Origin of the sequence: Izhakiella australiensis (assembly GCF_002006995.1) — a bacterium.
In the GTDB taxonomy this organism is placed as follows: Bacteria; Pseudomonadota; Gammaproteobacteria; order Enterobacterales; family Enterobacteriaceae; genus Izhakiella; species Izhakiella australiensis.
On the sequence record NZ_MRUL01000005.1, the window covers coordinates 131,415 to 149,590 of the forward strand.

Consider the following 18,176-nt stretch of genomic DNA (forward strand, 5'->3'; position numbering starts at 1 on the left):
TTGAAAAAAGGGAATGCAACATTACTCATCATCAGCATGCTGAGCGCGGAGCCCGCGCTGGCAAGATGCGTACTGGATACCACGCCGCCACTGGGGGGAGGAACGCCTACCACCCTGCAAATCCCGGCCTTTACCATTCACGTTGATGCCGATGCACCCGCCGATCGTTCAAAACCCATTGGCAGTATGGATTCATCTCGCGGTGGAATGGTTAGCTTTCTTTGCGACCGTGGTGAAATGTACGGCAAAAGCGTATTTCCTCCGCTATCGGGTAGAGCAACCCAGAATAAAATGTTTGCTACTAATATTGATGGGTTGGAAATAATGCCGCTGTGGAATAACGGTGCCGCTTTCGGCAAATTTCCCTCCATTGCCGCAGTGAGTGAAAATCGCGTTAATTATGCCCCACAGTCATATTTTCGTATCGAACTCTATAAAACTAAGCCTCAGCTGAAGCTTACTGACCCTGATGCCGGCGATGTGCTACTCGATGGTGGGACTATTGCTTACAATTGGATAAATAGTGATTCATCGGGTGATATTGCCCAGCGGCTTAATATCGGACAGATTCATATTATCAGCACTCCCGTTTGTCGCGTTGATGGAAAAAAAACCATCGACTTCAATACCGTATCTTCAGATAACATTAGTAATGGCGTGAGCAGACCACTTAATTTCGCAATGGCCTGTACAACCGACTACGGCAGCTATTCTGCTACAGCCAAACTGACAACTTCCACACCAACAAGTGACAATAATTATATCCAGGTTACAGATAATGCTGGCAATACCGACAGACTTAAAATTCGTATTGACGATAGTAAAGGATCTTTGATGCATGTTGATGGAACAAATGCAGAAATAATCAAAGGAACTGGAAATAATATACCCGCTCAATTCAAGTGGACGGCCACGCTGTTGAAAGGCCCGGCGCAAAGCATGCCAGCCAGAGGTCAATTTTCTGCAAATGCAGAAATAATTTTGCAGTTGAATTAAGGAAAGATTCGCTTTTTTGACATGGAAATATTATGGCAGCAGAAGAAACTCTTTTTATCAGTATCGCAAGCTATCGCGATCCGGAGTTACTCCCTACTTTACAGGATTTAATCCAGCAGGCTAAATACGCGAATCGTCTGTATATTGCCGTATGCCTGCAAGCAGAGCTGGATGTAACACCCTTTATTGAAGCAGGAATGGAGCCTGACGGCAGTACTACTCACCAGCAGTTCCCATGCCTTCTGTTTCGCTGGCAGGGAGCCTCAATACAAATCATAAATGTTCACTATCTGAAAAGTCAGGGAGCCTGCTGGGCCCGCCATCTGCTGGATACATGTTATAACCAGCAAGATTACTTTCTGCAAATTGACTCCCACTGTCGTTTTACCACGCACTGGGATAGTGAAATGATCAATATGCTGGGATCGCTTCGCCAATTTAGTCCGTGTCCCGTTCTCTCCAGTTATCCGCCGGGATATATACCGGGTGACAGCGAGGCCCGTAAAGATTATGTCAGTCGTCTGGTATTCAATGGCTTCACTGATGATGGCATCCTTAGCCTGACATCAAAGCCTTTTAGCGCCAGCCGTCCGCAACGGTGTGGCTATATCGCTGCCGGCTTTATTTTTGCTGATGGCCATTTTGTTAGTCGCGTGCCAAATGATCCGCACATCTTTTTCATGGGTGAAGAGATCTCGATGGCCGTACGCGCCTGGCTGCAGGGCTATGACATCTGGTCCCCTCATCGCGTTCTTTTATGGCACTTTTATACCCGCAATGACGCGCCTAAAATCTGGCAGGATCACACCGATGACGCCAAAAACGCCGGGTTAGTCAGTAATGCCTGGTGGGAAAGAGATAAAGCCGCAAAACGCCATATACTGAATCAACTAACGACTGAGCAGCAGCAGGCTGATGACACCGCCTGCCGACGAACGTTACAGGAATATCAATATCATATTGGCGTCAATTTTCATCAGAAAACGATTCATCCGGCAATTCTGGAACCGGATTCGGTTAGCTGGTTTGATGACCTGCCCGCCAATCACCACCAGTGGCTGGCATCATTGCGTTTTTTCCATGAAAAAAACCTGCGGCTAAATCACGATGAGATCAATATTCATGATTCAGAGGTTGCCTGGTGGCATATAGGCATATACGCCGCTGATAATACGCCGCTCGCTATCATCAATAACCTACCAGAGGCCCTGAAAAGACAGGCTACGCTGTCGGAGAGTGACATTATCACTCTGCAACTCAGGTTCACCACCTCAAAACCAAATCCCATAACCTTTATTCGGATATGTCCATATCGGAATAATACAGGCTGGGGATCTGTACTGGAGAAAACATGGTGAATAATAATAAAAATTTCGATGAAATCATTACCACATTGACGCTGGTCACCACTCATGGCGTCATTCCTTCATTACTTGAGTTTCAGTATCAGATAATCCAGCGCGTTGAGAAGCTAAGTGGTTCGCTGAAAATGCACGGACATAATGAGCAGTCCGTAGATGCACTGCAGCGTTTAATTTGTCTCGTTATCGACATTCAGACAAAAAAAACCTTAGCACCTCAGGGCGTTAAATGGGAAGGCTATGAGTTGGAGCATGTATTTTATGGCTACAGTGATGCGCTGTTGTTTGACAGGGATCATGCTGCCGCTATTTTTAATAGCGGAATACCTGAGATTACACATTATGCCGTCCAACTGATTACGCTCGCACCAATTCAGTTTAACGATAGACAGATACAGCAGATGTATATGTCCACAATGGACGCACTGAATGGATACGCAAATACCTGTTATGTACAGGAGAGAAATTATGTAGATACCATCAGCAAGCAGGAAATTAGCTATGAGGAAACAACTGAAAAATGCCGTTTCTGGCCCCCTTTTCTCATCCAGGTTTCAGTTTCCATCGTGATATTAATAATGCTGTGGCTTAGCTGCTGGCACTTTCTGCGGGATAGCATTTAATGAATAATAAAATTATTTTGATTACGCTGATTGCGACAACATTTATTAGCTTGCTGACCTTTTTTTTGAGTCTGATTTTTCCGCATTTTATGCCGACAATGATGACGCTTCTGATGCTTACTGCAATGATTGCTACCATCGCCATGCAATGCATGTATCAGTTGAGAACCGGAAAATCACAAACCAGCGAACAATTTACTGAATTACCCGTTAAACCGGAAAAGCCCGTTATCTTACTGCTTGGCCCCTATGCTGCAACCTGGTTCAGCAAATCTGATGCTGCAGATAATCCCCGTTATGCTGGATCAGCAACCTGGTTACAGACAGGAACGCCGGAGGAACTTGAGAAGCGCTTAAACTACATAAGTCAGTATGCCAGTGACACGCCTGTCCATGCGTTTTTCCCATTTTTGCCCGATGATAGTGAAACCGTTGAGCTAACAATGAAAAAACTGCGCGGCTGGCTGGGTTCCTTCAGTGCTATCCTGACCTCACGACCTCTCCACTGCACATTTGCTATTTATGCGCGGCTTAGCAGTGAGCGTCGCAGCCACACACCTGATAATGCTACATGGAACCAGGATCTGGTTATTCAGCCCACTACATCGGTTGACTTTCACCAGGCGCTTAACGAGCTCGAATTACACATAAAGAATAATACCGAAAATGATTTCAATCATAGTCAGAGAAAAGTTTTTGCATTAACGCTACTGGATTGGATCAGAGGAAGCCGCATAAGTCAGAGAATATCTGACATATTTTCATGCTCATCATTAAAGCTCGATAAAATATTGCTATGTGATTATGGCAATGGCTTTACTCGTCATGGCGCATGGTCAAACTGGCTGGAAAATCAATATGCTATTTTACCCTCTTTGGGGTCGGGCATAACACTTCCTCCGCTACCTCCGATCGCAATAACCGTAAAAGAAGCGCCGGTTATCATTAGAAAAAAAATGCATACTATCCTGCCTCGGATATACTGGAGCGTTTGTTTAGCGACAATGCTTATCGCCGCCCATATGTTTAGTCATGCATGGTATGTATACCAACAGGAGACGGCATCAAAACAGCAGTTACAGCGCTACTCAGTAATAAATAACTTATCAATAAACAAATTAGAAAGCCGTATAAGAAATCTGGAAAACGAGTACAAAAAAAGGTCACAACAGGCAGAATCCATTATGTTCCAAAATTGGGGATTTTTTCCTTACTTTACTTACGCCGATCGGATACTGACTCTACTAAACCAATTAAAATCTATTCCTGTACTCAGTACATCAGGGCCGCAGGCAATATTTAATTCCGGTAGCGCCACGTTACTTCCAGCAGCGGCCAGGCAACTGCAAAACGCTCTTACTCTTGCCAGGGAATATCCACATAATAATCTACTGATTGTAGGTCATTCAGATAACACCGGACGTTCTGATTATAACCTTTTATTGTCTAAAAAACGTGCAATATCAGTGCGTAACTGGTTGTTGGAAAATCATATCGCGCCACAAAGATTGAAAATCAGTGCTGCCGGAGAGTCTGAGCCTGTTGCCAACAATAATACTCTGGCAGGACGGCAGCATAACCGGCGCATTGAGGTACTCGTAGTCCCATCGGAAATTACGCAAAACAGGAGTTAATCATCATGAAAAAACCCATAAATTCCTACACACTTTATGAAGGAAATTTTTTAACAACCGCTCCGGTTCTGGACAGAACAATAAACATTTTGATGTTCCGTGACCCGAGCGACCAGGAGTATCAAATTATCATTAACCGAACAACACTGGCAGAGGATCAGACTGTTGAAGACTGGTATGAGCTTGAGACAGAAAATTTACGAAATAAGCTCCCGGGGTTTCAATCTGAAGGAAAACTCCTGAAAGATGAAATTGGACCGACAAAGCTTCCAATTATTCAGATCGCTAACCGCTATCTGAATGACGGAGACATCATCAGGCAGGTTCTGTCCATTATCAGCCTGCCGAAAAACAGCACTTATAATCCGGAAGGAAGAGAAATAATCATTTTTAATCTGAATACAAAAAATGAATTTACAGATTATCAGAGGCAACACTACGTCCGCGTAATCAATAGTTTCTCACCAAATATGGATGATTAATAAAACCAATAAAATCATATGGCAATATAAAACACTGAGCATTCTTTCAATACTAACCTATCTCAGATAACAACCCGCTTGTAGCGGGAGGCGTGATTTTATCGAATATTACCTCGTTTATTTTCACATGCCTCCCGCCAAATTTTAGTGGACATTATGTTAGAAATTACGATAAAAACAGACAATAACTTTTATAAAAAAGGTCTTTATGAAACCATCTGCCAGATGTTTAATGAAAATGACTTTATAAATATCAAAGAAAACGTTCATTACGAAATAAAGCATCACAACGATATTAAAATTTTCATATATGACAATATCGCTATCATTGCCACAGATGCGTACAAAGGAACCGCTGCCACCACCAGTGATTCATTTGAACGTTATATATTCATTAAAAATGACAGATCAGATAATGAATCAGTGATAATTAAAAATTTATTTTATGATGTGACGAAAAAAAATGGCATATTCTACCCAAAAGACATAGGCAAAATTTATAATAAAAAACATTCAGAAATTAAAAGCTTTCACAAACTTTCATTAAGAGAAAAATTAATATTCGTTCTGACAGGTAAAGGGTTAACGAACGCACAGATTGCCCGCATGCTTGGTTGTTCAGAGAAAAGTGTCTACAATTATAAGAAATACCTGATAACTAAACACTATCTGCGTAGTAAGCACCATTTATACAGGTTCGCAACCTGCATAATCCAAAATACTTTGATTCAGCAATATCGCTGTTGGGTAATTTATAACATCAATATTGTCAGCAAGAGTCCTTATCACCATGATTGATGCTTGCTACTAACCAATGGTTAAACAAAGATATTTTACATGCGGTGCGTTATCAGCTGGTTACTGACCCAAATGGATAGCATTGGCTCCGGGCAAAAGGATTTGTATCGGCGGACAGACGAAATATGGCTGGCACTGACAGCATCCCTCTGACAGGAGAGCGTAATGAAACTTATCGGCAGCTACAGCAGCCCGTTTGTCCGCAAGATAACCATCATGCTGATGGAAAAAGGCATTACGTTCGAATTCGTCAATGAAAATCCCTGGCTGGAAGGCAGTCACGCCGCGAACTACAATCCGCTGGGTAAAATCCCGGCGCTGGCGGTCAGTGCAGATGAAGTGTGGTTTGATTCGCCGGTTATCGCCAGCTGGATCGAACAGCAGGGACAGTTGCCATCTTTCATCCCTGCGGAGCCAATGGATGCACTGCGGGTGCGCCAGCTTGAAGCGCTGGCCGACGGCATCTGCGAGGCGGCACAGCTCATCGTGCGCGAACAAATGCGCCCGCCGGAGAAGCAGTCTGAAGAACTTCTGACGCGCCAGCGGCAAAAAGTCGAGCGAGGCCTTGATGCATTGGAAAAAACCGCAGCACAGGGCGAATGGCTGAACGGCCAACACATTAGCCTGGCCGATATCGCCAGCGGCTGCATGATTGGTTACCTTAACCTGCGCCACGTGGCGCCCAACTGGTGTGTAAATCGACCGGCGCTGGTGAAGCTGGTTGAAAAGCTCTTCCAGCGCGACAGCTTTGCCCGCACCGCTCCGCCGACGCCTTAAATACGGGTCGCATCGCCACCTGCCATGAACGGTTTATTAACCCGGGTCATCTTTCCCAAACGGCGGCTACTCATAGCCAGCCCGGCGGAAAAGGCAATTTAGCGAAATTCAGAAACGGGCGCTGATGCCAAAGTTGTATAACAGCTGCTCGTTGCTGTTTATGCCACCGCCGCCGGTCTGTGAAAAGCTCGCAAACGCCGAAAGCTCCCGACTGATAGGCAGATGCGCCCCAAGCGTAACGTCCATCCAGCGATCGTTCTCCCGGGCGGTCAGCGCCGCAGGCGGCCGGTCACCATCCGTAAAGCGCTGATAGCTAATCTCAGCCCAGGGCGTTATGCCAAGCCACTGTGAAGAGACCCGCCAGCCAAAAGCCTGCACTTGCGTACTGGCATAAAGCGCTGCAGTGGCAAGATCGGCAGTGCCGCTCTGTCCCCAGTGAAGCGCCAGCGAGCCTGATGCCAACTGCGCTGAATCCTGTAACTCAGACTGATTAATTTTTGCCGCCAGAATATCCTCATAGCGTAAGGGTTTGCCGGATGGCTGCGCTGCAATAGCCTGACCAGCAGCGTTCCCGTCACCAGAGGTTACCTGCTGCTGCCACCCCCAGGCCGGAAAGGCGATAATCGCACCGGCGGCGAGCCAGAGCGCACACCAAAAAGTACGCCCCGCTGGGCGTTGAGTTTTGTTTAACATTAAATGACCCCAGAGCGAGCCAAAATGCGGGATAAACAGGTTATAGTGAATATTGTTTAGCAACCTTAATTAACTATTATCGGTTTGGCGTTAACGTCAAGCGAGCCGGTAAAAAATACCCGGTAATCTATAAGGAAAATTAACCATGCAACGCTGTGGCTGGGTGACAAACGACCCGATTTATCTGCAATATCACGATAAAGAATGGGGAATTCCGCAGACTGACCGTCAGGCGCTGTTTGAAATGATTTGCCTTGAGGGGCAGCAGGCCGGCCTCTCCTGGATCACGGTACTGAAAAAGCGTCAGAATTATCGTGATGCTTTTCATCAGTTTGACCCGCAGACGGTTGCGCTGATGGATGACAGCGATATTGAGCGCCTGATGCAAAATGCCGGCATCATCCGCCATAGAGGAAAAATTGCGGCAATCATCACTAATGCCCGGGCGCTGCTGGCGATGGAAAGCCAAGGGGAAAAATTCGCCGGGTTTGTCTGGTCATTTGTCGATAACCAGCCGCAGCTTCATCACTACGCTGACTACCGCGATGCGCCCACTACCAGCGAACGATCTGATGCGCTATCTAAGGCGCTAAAAAAACGCGGATTTAAATTCGTTGGCTCGACGATCTGTTATTCATTTATGCAGGCCTGCGGGCTGATTAACGATCACGCTACCGGCTGTTTCTGTCACCCGGATAACCTCAGAAAATAACCGGCGGACCGGGGCGGTAATAGCAGCTAAACGCCTGCTGACAGCGCGGCGCGCCGTCGACGGCCTGATACACCAACCTCAGCGCCGGTATGCCCGCTGTTTTCGCCAGCTTAACGCCTGTGCTAGTCTGCTGGCAGGGTTAATTTAAGGGACGAACATGAACCGCAAATCCGGACGCGCCACGATTAGCGATGTCGCCAAAGCCGCCCAGACCGGTAAAACCAGCGTTTCACGCTATCTTAACGGCGAGTTCGATGCGCTGTCGGACAATTTACGCCAGCGAATTACGGCGGCAATTGAGCAGCTGGAGTACCGACCAAGCCAGATGGCGCGCGGCCTTAAGCGCGGCCGTACCCGCCTGATCGGCCTGATTATCGCCGACATCACCAATCCCTATTCGCTGGAAATTCTCAGCGGTATTGAAGCGGCCTGCCGGGCCAGCGGTTTTACCCTGCTAATGTGTAATACCAATAACGAGCTGGACCAGGAACGCCACTATCTGGATCTGCTGAGCAGCTATCAGGTTGAAGCGATTCTGGTTAATGCCGTCGGCATGCGAGAAGAGGTGTTAAATCGCCTTCAGCAATCGCTGCTGCCGATGGTGCTGATTGACCGCAAAATTGCCGATTTCCCCTGTGATGTCGTCGGCCTGGATAATAAAACGGCAGCCAGCGCCGCGACGCAGCACTTGCTGGACCAGGGCTATCGCGCCATTTTGTTTATCAGCGAGCCGCTGGGCACCGTCAATACGCGCCATGAACGTCTGCGGGCTTTTGAAACCTCCATGGTGCACCGTGCAGATGCCATTGCCGAACGCGTCGAGGTGGCTCTCAACCAGCCTGACGAGCTGCAGCGGCTGCTGGCGGACTTCCATCAGCGCTACCAACACATCCCCTGCGCCGTTATCGCCGTTAACGGCGCGCTGACCTTGCAGGTAGCCCGTGCCATGCGCCGTCTTAACCTGCGCTGGGGGGAGGATATCGGACTGCTTGGGTTCGACGAGCTTGAGTGGGCGGAGCTGGCCGGCCCGGGCATCACCACCCTGAAACAGCCTACCTTCAGGATGGGCTATGCCGCCCTACAGCAGGCGCTGCGTCGCATTGAGGGCGATGATGCACCTCCCGAAGAGCAGATTTGGCCGGGAGAGCTGATTATACGCGGTTCAACCCGTAGCCGGACTGAAGGTAACTAAAGACAAAAAAAGCCTGAGACCGGAGCAGCTACTCAGGCCGATCTTTCGCTGTACACCCGCCCTGTCCGCGCTAAGTTCTTAGCTAACCTTCAGCGCGGCAAAATCGCGCCTTCTGTCGCTCACTTCGTGAGCGCGATCATATTTCATCACCCTGCTACTTTTCTTTGGAACCGGTTCCATTTACCGTTTTTTAAACGGCAAGCCTTCCTGCCAGGAGAAAAGAAATGCGAAAAATTATGGTGGTCACTTCGGCTTATGGTCGACAGCAGGTCAGAGAAAAAGGCGGGCAGCAGGCGCTGCTGCCGGTAATCAGCGCCGCAGGCGCCGACGGCGTGGAAATTCGCCGCGAGCTATTTGACGCCCATGAGCTGACGCGTTTGAGCGAGCTCGGCGCCGCCATTGCGGCGCAGCGCCTGGATGCCTTTTATTCGGTGCCGGAAGCGCTGCTGATGACCGACGGTACGCTAAACCCCAACATGGCACAGCGTCTGGACGAAGCGCGCCAGCTGGGCGCGCAGCTGATTAAGTTCGCCGTCGGCCACTTCTTGCCCGGCGTGAGCGAACGGGCGCTGCAGGCTGTACCCTGCGATCCTCAGCTGGCGCTGGTGGTGGAAAACGATCAAACCAGCGACGGCAGCCTCGCGGCCATAGAAAGTGTTCCCCTGCCTGCCGGCATCAGCGGATTAACCTTTGATATCGGCAACTGGCTGTGGCTGGGTGAGGACCCGCAGAAAGCGGCGCGCCAGCTGGCCGACAGAGTGCGCTATATTCATATCAAAGCCGTACAGCGACATCAGCAGGCATTGCATACCGTGGCGCTGGATGATTCAGACGGCAGCTGGCGCACCGTATTAAGCCAACTTCCCGCCGATATCCCACGCGGCATTGAGTTTCCGCTTGAAGGTGACGATCTGGTTGCCGTTACGCGTCGTTATGTCGACCTGCTGCGTGAGGAGTAATCATATGACCCGTCACGCTAACGGCGCGTTGGATGTCGTCACCATCGGCGAAGCAATGGCGATGTTCGTCGCCCAGCAGAGCGGCGATCTTGCCGCCGTGGAAAACTTTGTAAAACGCGTCGCCGGCGCCGAGCTGAACGTTGCCATTGGCCTGGCGCGCCTCGGCCTGAAAGTGGGCTGGGTGAGCCGCACCGGCGATGACAGCTTTGGCAGTTTTGTTCGCCAGCAGCTGGAAAAAGAGCGAGTCGACCAGGGCTGCGTAACGACCGATCGTCAGCATCGTACCGGCTTTCAGCTGAAAGGGCGCGTGGATGACGGCTCCGACCCGCAAGTGGAGTATTTTCGCCAGGACTCTGCCGCCAGCCATCTCTCCCCTGCCGATCTTGACCGTGATTATTTTGCTTCAGCGCGACACCTTCACCTGAGCGGCGTGGCCGCAGCGCTGTCAGACGGCTCCTTTGCTCTGCTACAGCAAGCTGCCGGATATATGAAAGCCGCCGGAAAAACCCTCTCCTTCGATCCTAACCTGCGTCCGGTGCTCTGGCCCGATCGCCAGCAGATGGTTCGTCAGCTGAATCAGCTGGCATGCAGCGCCGACTGGGTGCTACCGGGCATCAATGAAGGGGTGATTCTGACCGGCCATCGCCAGCCGGAGGCCATTGCCGACTTTTATCTTGAACGCGGGGTACAGGCGGTAATGATTAAAACCGGTGCCGACGGCGCCTGGTACAAAACCGCCCAGGGCGATAAAGGCCAGGTCGCGGCAATTAAGCCGGAAAAGGTAGTGGATACCGTTGGAGCAGGAGACGGCTTTGCCGTGGGCGTCATCAGCGCACTGCTGGAAGGCAAACGCATTGAAGAGGCGGTACGCCGTGGCAACCGCATCGGCTCGCTAGCGATTCAGGTCAGCGGCGACAGCGAAGGGTTACCCAACCGCCGCGAGCTGGGTGATTACTGACGATCAGCACTACCCCGCTGAATTTCATAACGCGCAACAGAATACACCCTGTTTGCCAGAGGGCTTAACGATGAAAGAACATATTATCGCGCCAAAACGCTGGTGGTTTATCATGCCCATCGTGTTTATTACCTACAGCCTGGCGTACCTCGACAGGGCGAACTTCAGCTTCGCTTCCGCCGCAGGAATCAATGAAGATCTGGGTATTACCAAAGGCATGTCTTCACTGCTGGGCGCCCTGTTTTTCCTTGGTTACTTTTTCTTTCAGATCCCCGGCGCAATCTACGCCGAGCGGCGCAGCGTTAAAAAGCTGATTTTTTGGTGCCTGATACTGTGGGGCGGCTGCGCGTCTTTGACCGGCATGGTAAGTAATATTGCCATGCTGGCGCTGATTCGCTTTGTGCTCGGCGTGGTTGAGGCGGCAGTAATGCCGGCGATGCTTATCTACATCAGCAACTGGTTTACCAAAAGCGAACGCTCGCGCGCGAATACCTTTCTGATTCTGGGAAATCCCGTCACCGTATTATGGATGTCGGTGCTTTCCGGCTACCTGATCGATGCCTTTGGCTGGCGGGAAATGTTTATTTTTGAAGGTTTTCCGGCGGTTATCTGGGCCATCGCCTGGTGGTTTATGGTGCAGGACAAGCCGGAGCAGGCAAAATGGATGAGTGCCGAAGAGAAAACCGCGCTGAAAGAGAAGCTGCAACAGGAGCAGGAAGGCATTAAAGCGGTACGTAACTACGGCGAGGCGTTTAAAACCCGCAACGTTATTCTGCTGTGTCTGCAATATTTCACATGGAGCATCGGCGTGTACGGTTTCGTGCTCTGGCTACCCTCTATCTTGCGTAACGGTACGCAGATGGGCATGGTAGAAGCAGGCTGGCTATCGGCGGTGCCTTATCTGGCGGCAACCCTGGCGATGATCGCGGTGTCATGGGCCTCCGATAAGCTGCAAAATCGCAAACTGTTTGTCTGGCCGCTGCTGCTGATTGGCGCGCTGGCCTTTTTAGGTTCATATTTTGTCGGTAGCGGAAATTTCTGGCTTTCCTATGCGCTACTGGTCATTGCCGGCGGCGCCATGTATGCGCCCTACGGCCCGTTCTTTGCCATCATACCGGAGATGCTGCCGCGCAACGTTGCCGGCGGCGCCATGGCGCTGATTAACGCCATGGGGGCGCTGGGATCTTTCCTCGGCTCGTGGATTGTCGGCTACCTGAACGGCGCCACCGGCAGCCCGGCAGCCTCTTACATTTTTATGGGCGGCTCGCTGCTGTTCGCCGTGGTGCTGACCGTTATCGTCAAGCCCGCAAACAACAAGCGAACGGCACCCGCACACAATGCCAGACACGCTTAATCCGGCGGGCCTGCTGGCCCGTTGCCACCTATTTTACAGGGAGAAACCATGAAGCCTGCCATCATTCTGTATAAAACCCTGCCTGACGATTTACGCCAGCGACTGGACGAACATTTCAGCGTCACCGAAATTAACGGCCTGACGCCGGAAAACGTCGAAAAATATGCCGACGCTTTTCAACAGGCCGAAGGGCTGCTCGGCACCGGCGGTAAAGTGGACGCAACCTTACTGGCGGCGGCGCCAAAGCTGCGCGCGGCCTCAACCGTTTCGGTCGGCTATGACAATTTCGACGTTGAGGCGCTAAACCAGCGCGGCGTGGTGTTAATGCATACTCCAACGGTGCTAACAGAAACCGTTGCCGATACCATGATGGCACTGGTGCTGGCATCTGCCCGTCGGGTCGTTGAGCTGGCGGAGTTAGTCAAAGCTGGCGGCTGGACCGGCAGCATCGGGCCGGATCTATTCGCCACTGACGTGCATCACAAGAAAATGGGCATTCTCGGCATGGGGCGCATCGGTATGGCGCTGGCGCAGCGCGCCCATTTTGGCTTCGGTATGGATATTCTCTACCACGCCCGCAAGCCGCATCCTGAGGTTGATAGCCGCTATAACGCGCGTTATACCGACCTTGAAGCCCTGCTGCGCGAGTCTGATTTCGTCTGTATCAGCCTGCCTTTAACCGAGCAGACCCATCATCTGATTGGACGCGAACAGCTAACCATGATGAAGAAAAGCGCCATTCTGATTAACGCCGGGCGCGGCCCGGTGGTTGATGAGCCGGCGCTGATTGAGGCGCTGAAGCAGGGAGAAATCTATGCCGCCGGACTGGACGTGTTTGAAAAAGAGCCGCTCCCCGCAAGCTCCGGCCTGCTTGCGCTGCCGAACGTCGTCGCCCTGCCTCACGTTGGCTCCGCCACCCATGAAACCCGTTATGGCATGGCCCGTGATGCGGTAGATAATCTGATTGCAGCACTCAGTGGCAAGGTGGAAAAAAACTGCGTTAATCCGCAGGTACTGAAGTAACAAACCGTGGCGCAATAAGATATAAACGCCAGGCAGCACGTCGGCAGGCCAGCAGGTGAAAACGGCCTGCCACCTGCCGGCTTAATCATTTTGGCGTCAGGATGTCACCCCGCAGCGGACGAAATACCCTGCACTGAGCTGAAACAGACTATGCAGTAATAATGAAACGGTTTGGCCATCCGACAGGCAGGCGGATAATCACTGGCGTTTGCCAATGTAATCGGCGTGTATTTGCGTAATATCACTAACACTCCAGCCTGGAGGCTGACAGAATAAAAATAAAGAATTAATAGTTGGTGCGTGAGTTATTAATTTTAATGCTAAATAATATAATTCTCTGCAGCAGGTTAACGGCTAAAAATAACTGTGCTAATTTTCACAGAGCCATGTAAAGCGAAATCATTACCAGCCAGAAGATAGTGCAAAGTGAGAGCATAGCAATCCAGACTGCACGCCGGTTAATTTTATTTCCATGCTGTTCTTTGCTAAATGACAGCGATTTTTTTGCTATAACAGACATAATATATCTCCACTTTAACCCGCAACGTTCTAATATGGTCACACGCTTACATGATTAATGACTGGCAATTAACAATCAGATGTAAAGTAAGCTTGTCGTCATTTTTTTGACGCCTGCCCCGTGAAGCTATAGTGGCTTTTTTTATTAAGGTGGGATATTTGACAAGTACGAAATTTTTCTTCAGCGTAATCTGGCTGAACGGCGCAGCAAACAGTAAGGGAGGGGTTTCCCCCTCCCTTATGGCTTCTGGCTGAAGGTTATTTCAGGATTTCAATGCGGCGCGGCTTCATCGCTTCAGGCACGATGCGTTCCAGATCGATGTACAGCAGGCCCAGTTCAAGGCGGGCATCGCGCACCTGAACGTGATCGGCCAGCTGGAATTTGCGCTCGAAGTTACGCTCGGCGATACCCTGATAGAGGTAAGTTTTTTCAGCCTGCTCTTCAGGATGAGAGCCGCGCACGGTCAGCATGTTGTCATGAGCGGTAATATCCAGCTCTTGCTGGGCAAAACCCGCCACGGCAATCGTTATACGGTATTTATTTTCTGACACCAGCTCAACGTTGTACGGAGGATAGCCGCCGTTACTTTGATTCTGGTTAGATTCAAGCAGGTTGATCAGACGATCAAAACCAATAGAAGAACGATACAGCGGTGCGAGGTCAAAGTTACGCATTTTTAGCTCCTGATAATCAGCAAGATTTTACATTTACCTTCCATAATGGACAGGCATGGGGTCCGGCGTTGCTGCCCTGTCGGCACAGCGCTCCGTGGCCACGTGAATAAAATGGTGCTGAACGCGCAGTTTTCAAGACGGATTATGGTTTTTTTTAGCCAAAATTTACCAATAGCGTACACTCAAGGAAACGTTACCCACCGGGACTGAGCCACCACAGAGTGGCCGGGATGACCTCCCGCCCGCGGTAACTTAACTCAGCCTGATAAGCAGGACTGTAGGGATTACATGATGATAGTGCCAAAAAAACCCCGCACAGCGGGAATTGTTATCTGCCTTTCACTGGCCGGCAGCGGCTGTTCCAGCGTCATGACGCACACCGGTCCCGATCAGGGCTATTATCCCGGCACCCGCGCCAGCGCCAGTATGGTCGCCGACAGCAATAACGGCTGGCCGTTGCGCTCGCTGGCCGCGATCGATCTGCCCTTCTCCGCGCTGATGGATACGCTATTGCTGCCTATGGACTATATCCGCAGCGGTAGCGATAAATCTAAGGACTCGCCGCGAGAGCGGGTGCTGCGCAGTGAAAAACTCTCAGGCACCAATGAAAGCCTGTCGCAGGCGACGCCATTGGCGGTTAACGGCCATCCGCAATAAATATTTGCTGCCAGCCATCAACCTGACGCAGAAAAGCGATATAGCGCCCGTCCGGCGACCAGACCGCCGCGTCGCCGACTGGCGCCAGCCTGGAGCGCGGCGTCAGGCGCTGCATTTCCCCGCTTTCGGCCTCGACCTGCATCACGCTGTTATCGCAGATAATCGCCAGCTTGCCGCCCTGAGGATGCCAGCTGAACGCCGACTGCATTGACCATTCGCTGTGGGTTATCTGACGCGGCTCCCCGCCTGAAGGGGCGATGCCCCACAGCTGGACGATGCCCTGATCATCCTTCATCAGAAAAGCAATTTCGCTGCCGTCCGGCGCGCTGCGCAGCCAGTGGCGCGGCTGGTTGACCAGGCCGGGCCACCGGCGCTGATGGGTAAATGTCAGGCGGCGCTGCATCACGCCGGCAGGCGGCGCTGGCAGCGCGGCAGGGGTACCCTGCAACGGCTGTGCGCCGGCAATGGCGAAATCGGCATCGGCCTGCGGCAGATCGACGATAAACACCTCCGCTACCTTTTCTCCCTGCGCTGAGCGCGTATCACCAATAAATGCCAGCGCTGAATGCTGCCGGCTGCCGTCAGTACGCAAATAGCCGTGCAGCCCCACCCAGCCCTCTTCATAGGCGCGATCAATCTCGTCGCTGCCCGCACGCGGTTCGGGGGGGGTCTGGCTGACCAGCACGCAGAAATGGCTGCCATCATATTCACGTGGATGCTGCTTCGGCGGGCGTACGGCCTTCAGCGGCACCGCTACGCCGACGTTGCGCAAATCGCGTTTGATATCAAGCTGGTGCATCACCTGGTCGTTATAAGTAAAGCTGATGCGTTCGCCGTCCGGGCTGTAAACGTGGACGTGCGTACCGCCGCGCAGGGCGCCGGGCGTATAGGGTGGGGTGATATCACAGGCGTCCAGGGTTTGCGCGATGCCCGCCTGCACCACCACGCCACGGCGGTGATGAAAATCATAATGCCCGCGCAGATCGGGATATTCCGGGCCGTGGATCGCCAGATAGCGCTGAGGAAGCGTCGGGCTGGCGGTCACCACCCCCACGTGCGCGCCATCGCGAGCGGTATAAAGAATTTCGCGCTCACCGCTCAGGCTGACGCGCTCAAGGGTCAGGCCGCTGAAGGAAGATTGTGACGGCCGCACATCATAGACCAGCCACTGGCTGTCGGCCGTCCAGACGTTAATATTGGTCAGTTGATGATTTCGCGGCGCGAAAGTGAGCTGTTTTTCCATATTAAAGCGTCCTGAATAAATCACTTGCCGACAAGCTACGCTAATTGACCGGACGATGCAGCCCCTTTAAGTAACGCGCTCCGTCTCGCCCACCCGCAATATGTCGCTAATGGCACCCAGCAGCGCGACCGCGGCGATATAGGCCTGCGCCGCTGCCGATGCCGTTATCGTTTCCAGGGTGCTTTCTGCGTCTTGTCGGATGAGGCTGCCCTGCCCTCAATCATGCGTGTTGAACCAAGTTTCAGCCCCAGCAGGCCGCCGATAATCAGCGCCGCCACCACGATCATCAGGCCGTTGTCATAGCTGCCGGTAACATCTTTAATTCGTCCCATAATCGGCGGAAAGCCCAGCCCGGCGATGTTGGCCACCGCATTAATAAAGGCAACCGACGCGGCGCCGGCTACGCCCGCCACCGTTTCAGTGGTCACCGCCCAAAAGACCGGGGTAATCGCCCAGTTAAGGCCGACCATCAGCACCAGCAGCAAATACGCTACCAGCTGTTGATGCACCAGCAGTGCCGCCAGCAATAGCAGCCCGGACGCCAGCAGCGGCAGGCCGAGGTGGCGCGCGCGCTCGCCGCTACGGTCCGAATGAGAACCATTGAAATACATAAACAAACAGGCAAACAGAAACGGCACCGCCGCCAGCAGACTTACCGTCAGATTGCTGCTGTCAGGGGCGACGCCTTTGACGATCAGCGGCAGGAACAGGGTGATGCCAATGGTGCCAAATGCTTGCAGCAACCACAGCAGGCTGAGAGCCCAGACCCGGCCGCTTTTTAACGCCAGCCACCAGCGATGATCCTGTACGGCGGCCTGCTGTTCATCCTGCTGCAAGGTCACTTTCAGCCAGTCGCGCTGGGCAGCACTCAGCCATTTGGCCTGCTGCGGGCTGTCCTCAAGATAAAACCAGCTGACGATCCCCAGAAAGAAAGCCGGCAGCCCTTCCAGTAAGAACAGCCAGCGCCAGCCTTCAATGCCCAGCATGCCATGCATATTGAGCAGCGAACCGGACAGCGGCAGGCCGATCACCGACGCCAGCGCCGCGCCGATATAAAACAGTGACATCGCCCGCGCCCGCTGCGCGCGCGGATACCACTGCGACAGGTAGAAAATGATACCGGGGGTAAAGCCCGCTTCCGCCGCACCGAGTAAAAAGCGCATAACGTATAGCTGGACGGGTGTTTGCACCAGGCTCATTCCCGCCGCAATGATGCCCCAGCTAACCATAATGCGAGCAATCCAACGCCGGGCGCCAAAGCGGGTAAGCAACACGTTGCTTGGCACTTCGAAAATAATATAGGTGACGAAAAAAATGCCGGCGGCGATGCCGTACATTTCCGCATTCATCGCCAGATCGGCGTTCATTTGCAGCGCAGCGACGGAGATATTAGCGCGGTCGATATACGCAATCAGATAAAGCAGCATAATAAATGGCATGATTCTGCCATCCATTTTTTTGATAGTGCTTTTTTGCAGATGTTCTGTCATGTTTTACCTCTCACGGAATTGCAGCGTAAG

The 18,176-nt window shown here is 51.8% G+C and carries 19 protein-coding genes; 14 read left to right on the top strand and 5 right to left on the bottom strand.

Annotated features, from left to right (window positions below; all coding sequences use genetic code 11):
• From BTJ39_RS09890 to BTJ39_RS09920, 7 genes are all read left to right on the top strand, one after another.
• The gene (locus tag BTJ39_RS09890) at nucleotides 1-996 is read left to right on the top strand and encodes a fimbrial protein (RefSeq protein ID WP_241825896.1); all 996 of its coding nucleotides are present in this window, start codon (nucleotides 1-3) and stop codon (nucleotides 994-996) included.
• Between the two features lie 32 nt (nucleotides 997-1,028).
• Nucleotides 1,029-2,354 carry a GlcNAc-transferase family protein gene (locus BTJ39_RS09895; protein WP_078002525.1) on the top strand — a complete coding sequence of 442 codons (1,326 nt, stop codon included), beginning with the start codon at nucleotides 1,029-1,031 and terminating at the stop codon, nucleotides 2,352-2,354.
• Nucleotides 2,348-2,980, top strand: coding sequence for a hypothetical protein (locus BTJ39_RS09900; protein ID WP_078002526.1), 633 nt, complete (start codon nucleotides 2,348-2,350; stop codon nucleotides 2,978-2,980). The genes BTJ39_RS09895 and BTJ39_RS09900 overlap by 7 nt, the downstream gene beginning before the upstream one ends.
• Entirely contained in the window at nucleotides 2,980-4,614 is a 1,635-nt protein-coding gene (locus BTJ39_RS09905) for an OmpA family protein (protein ID WP_078002527.1), read from the top strand. Before BTJ39_RS09900 ends, BTJ39_RS09905 begins: the two co-directional genes overlap by 1 nt.
• A gap of 5 nt (nucleotides 4,615-4,619) precedes the next feature.
• Nucleotides 4,620-5,096, top strand: a complete 477-nt coding sequence (locus BTJ39_RS09910) for a DcrB-related protein (RefSeq protein ID WP_078002528.1) — start codon at nucleotides 4,620-4,622, stop codon at nucleotides 5,094-5,096.
• Between the two features lie 156 nt (nucleotides 5,097-5,252).
• Nucleotides 5,253-5,894: a helix-turn-helix domain-containing protein gene (locus BTJ39_RS09915; RefSeq protein WP_078002529.1), complete on the top strand. Its 642-nt coding sequence runs from the start codon at nucleotides 5,253-5,255 to the stop codon at nucleotides 5,892-5,894.
• A gap of 165 nt (nucleotides 5,895-6,059) precedes the next feature.
• Nucleotides 6,060-6,671, top strand: coding sequence for a glutathione S-transferase (locus BTJ39_RS09920; RefSeq protein WP_078002530.1), 612 nt, complete (start codon nucleotides 6,060-6,062; stop codon nucleotides 6,669-6,671).
• 108 nt (nucleotides 6,672-6,779) lie between these two features.
• On the opposite strand, the gene BTJ39_RS09925 is transcribed toward BTJ39_RS09920, so the two are convergent.
• Nucleotides 6,780-7,364, bottom strand: coding sequence for a hypothetical protein (locus BTJ39_RS09925; RefSeq protein ID WP_078002531.1), 585 nt, complete (start codon nucleotides 7,362-7,364; stop codon nucleotides 6,780-6,782).
• A gap of 145 nt (nucleotides 7,365-7,509) precedes the next feature.
• Between BTJ39_RS09925 and BTJ39_RS09930 the strand changes: the two genes are divergently transcribed.
• The 6 genes from BTJ39_RS09930 (at nucleotide 7,510) to ghrB (ending at nucleotide 13,562) form a co-directional block, all read left to right on the top strand.
• Entirely contained in the window at nucleotides 7,510-8,076 is a 567-nt protein-coding gene (locus BTJ39_RS09930) for a DNA-3-methyladenine glycosylase I (protein WP_078002532.1), read from the top strand.
• Nucleotides 8,077-8,233: 157 nt separating this feature from the next.
• The gene (locus tag BTJ39_RS09935; RefSeq protein ID WP_078002533.1) at nucleotides 8,234-9,268 is read left to right on the top strand and encodes a LacI family DNA-binding transcriptional regulator; all 1,035 of its coding nucleotides are present in this window, start codon (nucleotides 8,234-8,236) and stop codon (nucleotides 9,266-9,268) included.
• Nucleotides 9,269-9,492: 224 nt separating this feature from the next.
• Nucleotides 9,493-10,227 carry a sugar phosphate isomerase/epimerase family protein gene (locus tag BTJ39_RS09940; RefSeq protein WP_078002534.1) on the top strand — a complete coding sequence of 245 codons (735 nt, stop codon included), beginning with the start codon at nucleotides 9,493-9,495 and terminating at the stop codon, nucleotides 10,225-10,227.
• 4 nt (nucleotides 10,228-10,231) lie between these two features.
• Nucleotides 10,232-11,185 carry a sugar kinase gene (locus BTJ39_RS09945; RefSeq protein ID WP_078002535.1) on the top strand — a complete coding sequence of 318 codons (954 nt, stop codon included), beginning with the start codon at nucleotides 10,232-10,234 and terminating at the stop codon, nucleotides 11,183-11,185.
• 70 nt (nucleotides 11,186-11,255) lie between these two features.
• Nucleotides 11,256-12,539 carry an MFS transporter gene (locus tag BTJ39_RS09950; RefSeq protein ID WP_078002536.1) on the top strand — a complete coding sequence of 428 codons (1,284 nt, stop codon included), beginning with the start codon at nucleotides 11,256-11,258 and terminating at the stop codon, nucleotides 12,537-12,539.
• Nucleotides 12,540-12,587: 48 nt separating this feature from the next.
• A complete protein-coding gene (gene ghrB / locus BTJ39_RS09955) occupies nucleotides 12,588-13,562 on the top strand; it encodes a glyoxylate/hydroxypyruvate reductase GhrB (RefSeq protein WP_078002537.1) in 975 nt (324 codons plus the stop codon).
• A 376-nt stretch (nucleotides 13,563-13,938) separates the two neighbouring features.
• On the opposite strand, the gene BTJ39_RS24850 is transcribed toward ghrB, so the two are convergent.
• Together BTJ39_RS24850 and ibpA are read right to left on the bottom strand one after the other, a co-directional pair.
• A complete protein-coding gene (locus BTJ39_RS24850; RefSeq protein WP_176110285.1) occupies nucleotides 13,939-14,082 on the bottom strand; it encodes a hypothetical protein in 144 nt (47 codons plus the stop codon).
• A 257-nt stretch (nucleotides 14,083-14,339) separates the two neighbouring features.
• Complete coding sequence (gene ibpA, locus BTJ39_RS09960) at nucleotides 14,340-14,756, bottom strand: small heat shock chaperone IbpA (protein WP_078002538.1); 417 nt, start codon at nucleotides 14,754-14,756, stop codon at nucleotides 14,340-14,342.
• A gap of 291 nt (nucleotides 14,757-15,047) precedes the next feature.
• On the opposite strand from ibpA, the gene BTJ39_RS09965 reads away from it, so the two are divergent.
• Complete coding sequence (locus BTJ39_RS09965) at nucleotides 15,048-15,413, top strand: YceK/YidQ family lipoprotein (protein WP_078002630.1); 366 nt, start codon at nucleotides 15,048-15,050, stop codon at nucleotides 15,411-15,413.
• Here the strand turns inward: BTJ39_RS09965 and BTJ39_RS09970 are convergent.
• Nucleotides 15,394-16,656 (bottom strand): YidR family protein, encoded by a 1,263-nt coding sequence (locus BTJ39_RS09970; RefSeq protein WP_078002539.1) that lies wholly within the window; start codon nucleotides 16,654-16,656, stop codon nucleotides 15,394-15,396. The two genes, BTJ39_RS09965 and BTJ39_RS09970, sit on opposite strands and share 20 nt — an antisense overlap.
• 164 nt (nucleotides 16,657-16,820) lie before the next feature.
• Complete coding sequence (locus tag BTJ39_RS09975) at nucleotides 16,821-18,146, bottom strand: MFS transporter (RefSeq protein ID WP_078002540.1); 1,326 nt, start codon at nucleotides 18,144-18,146, stop codon at nucleotides 16,821-16,823.
• Between the last annotated feature and the right edge of the window lie 30 nt (nucleotides 18,147-18,176).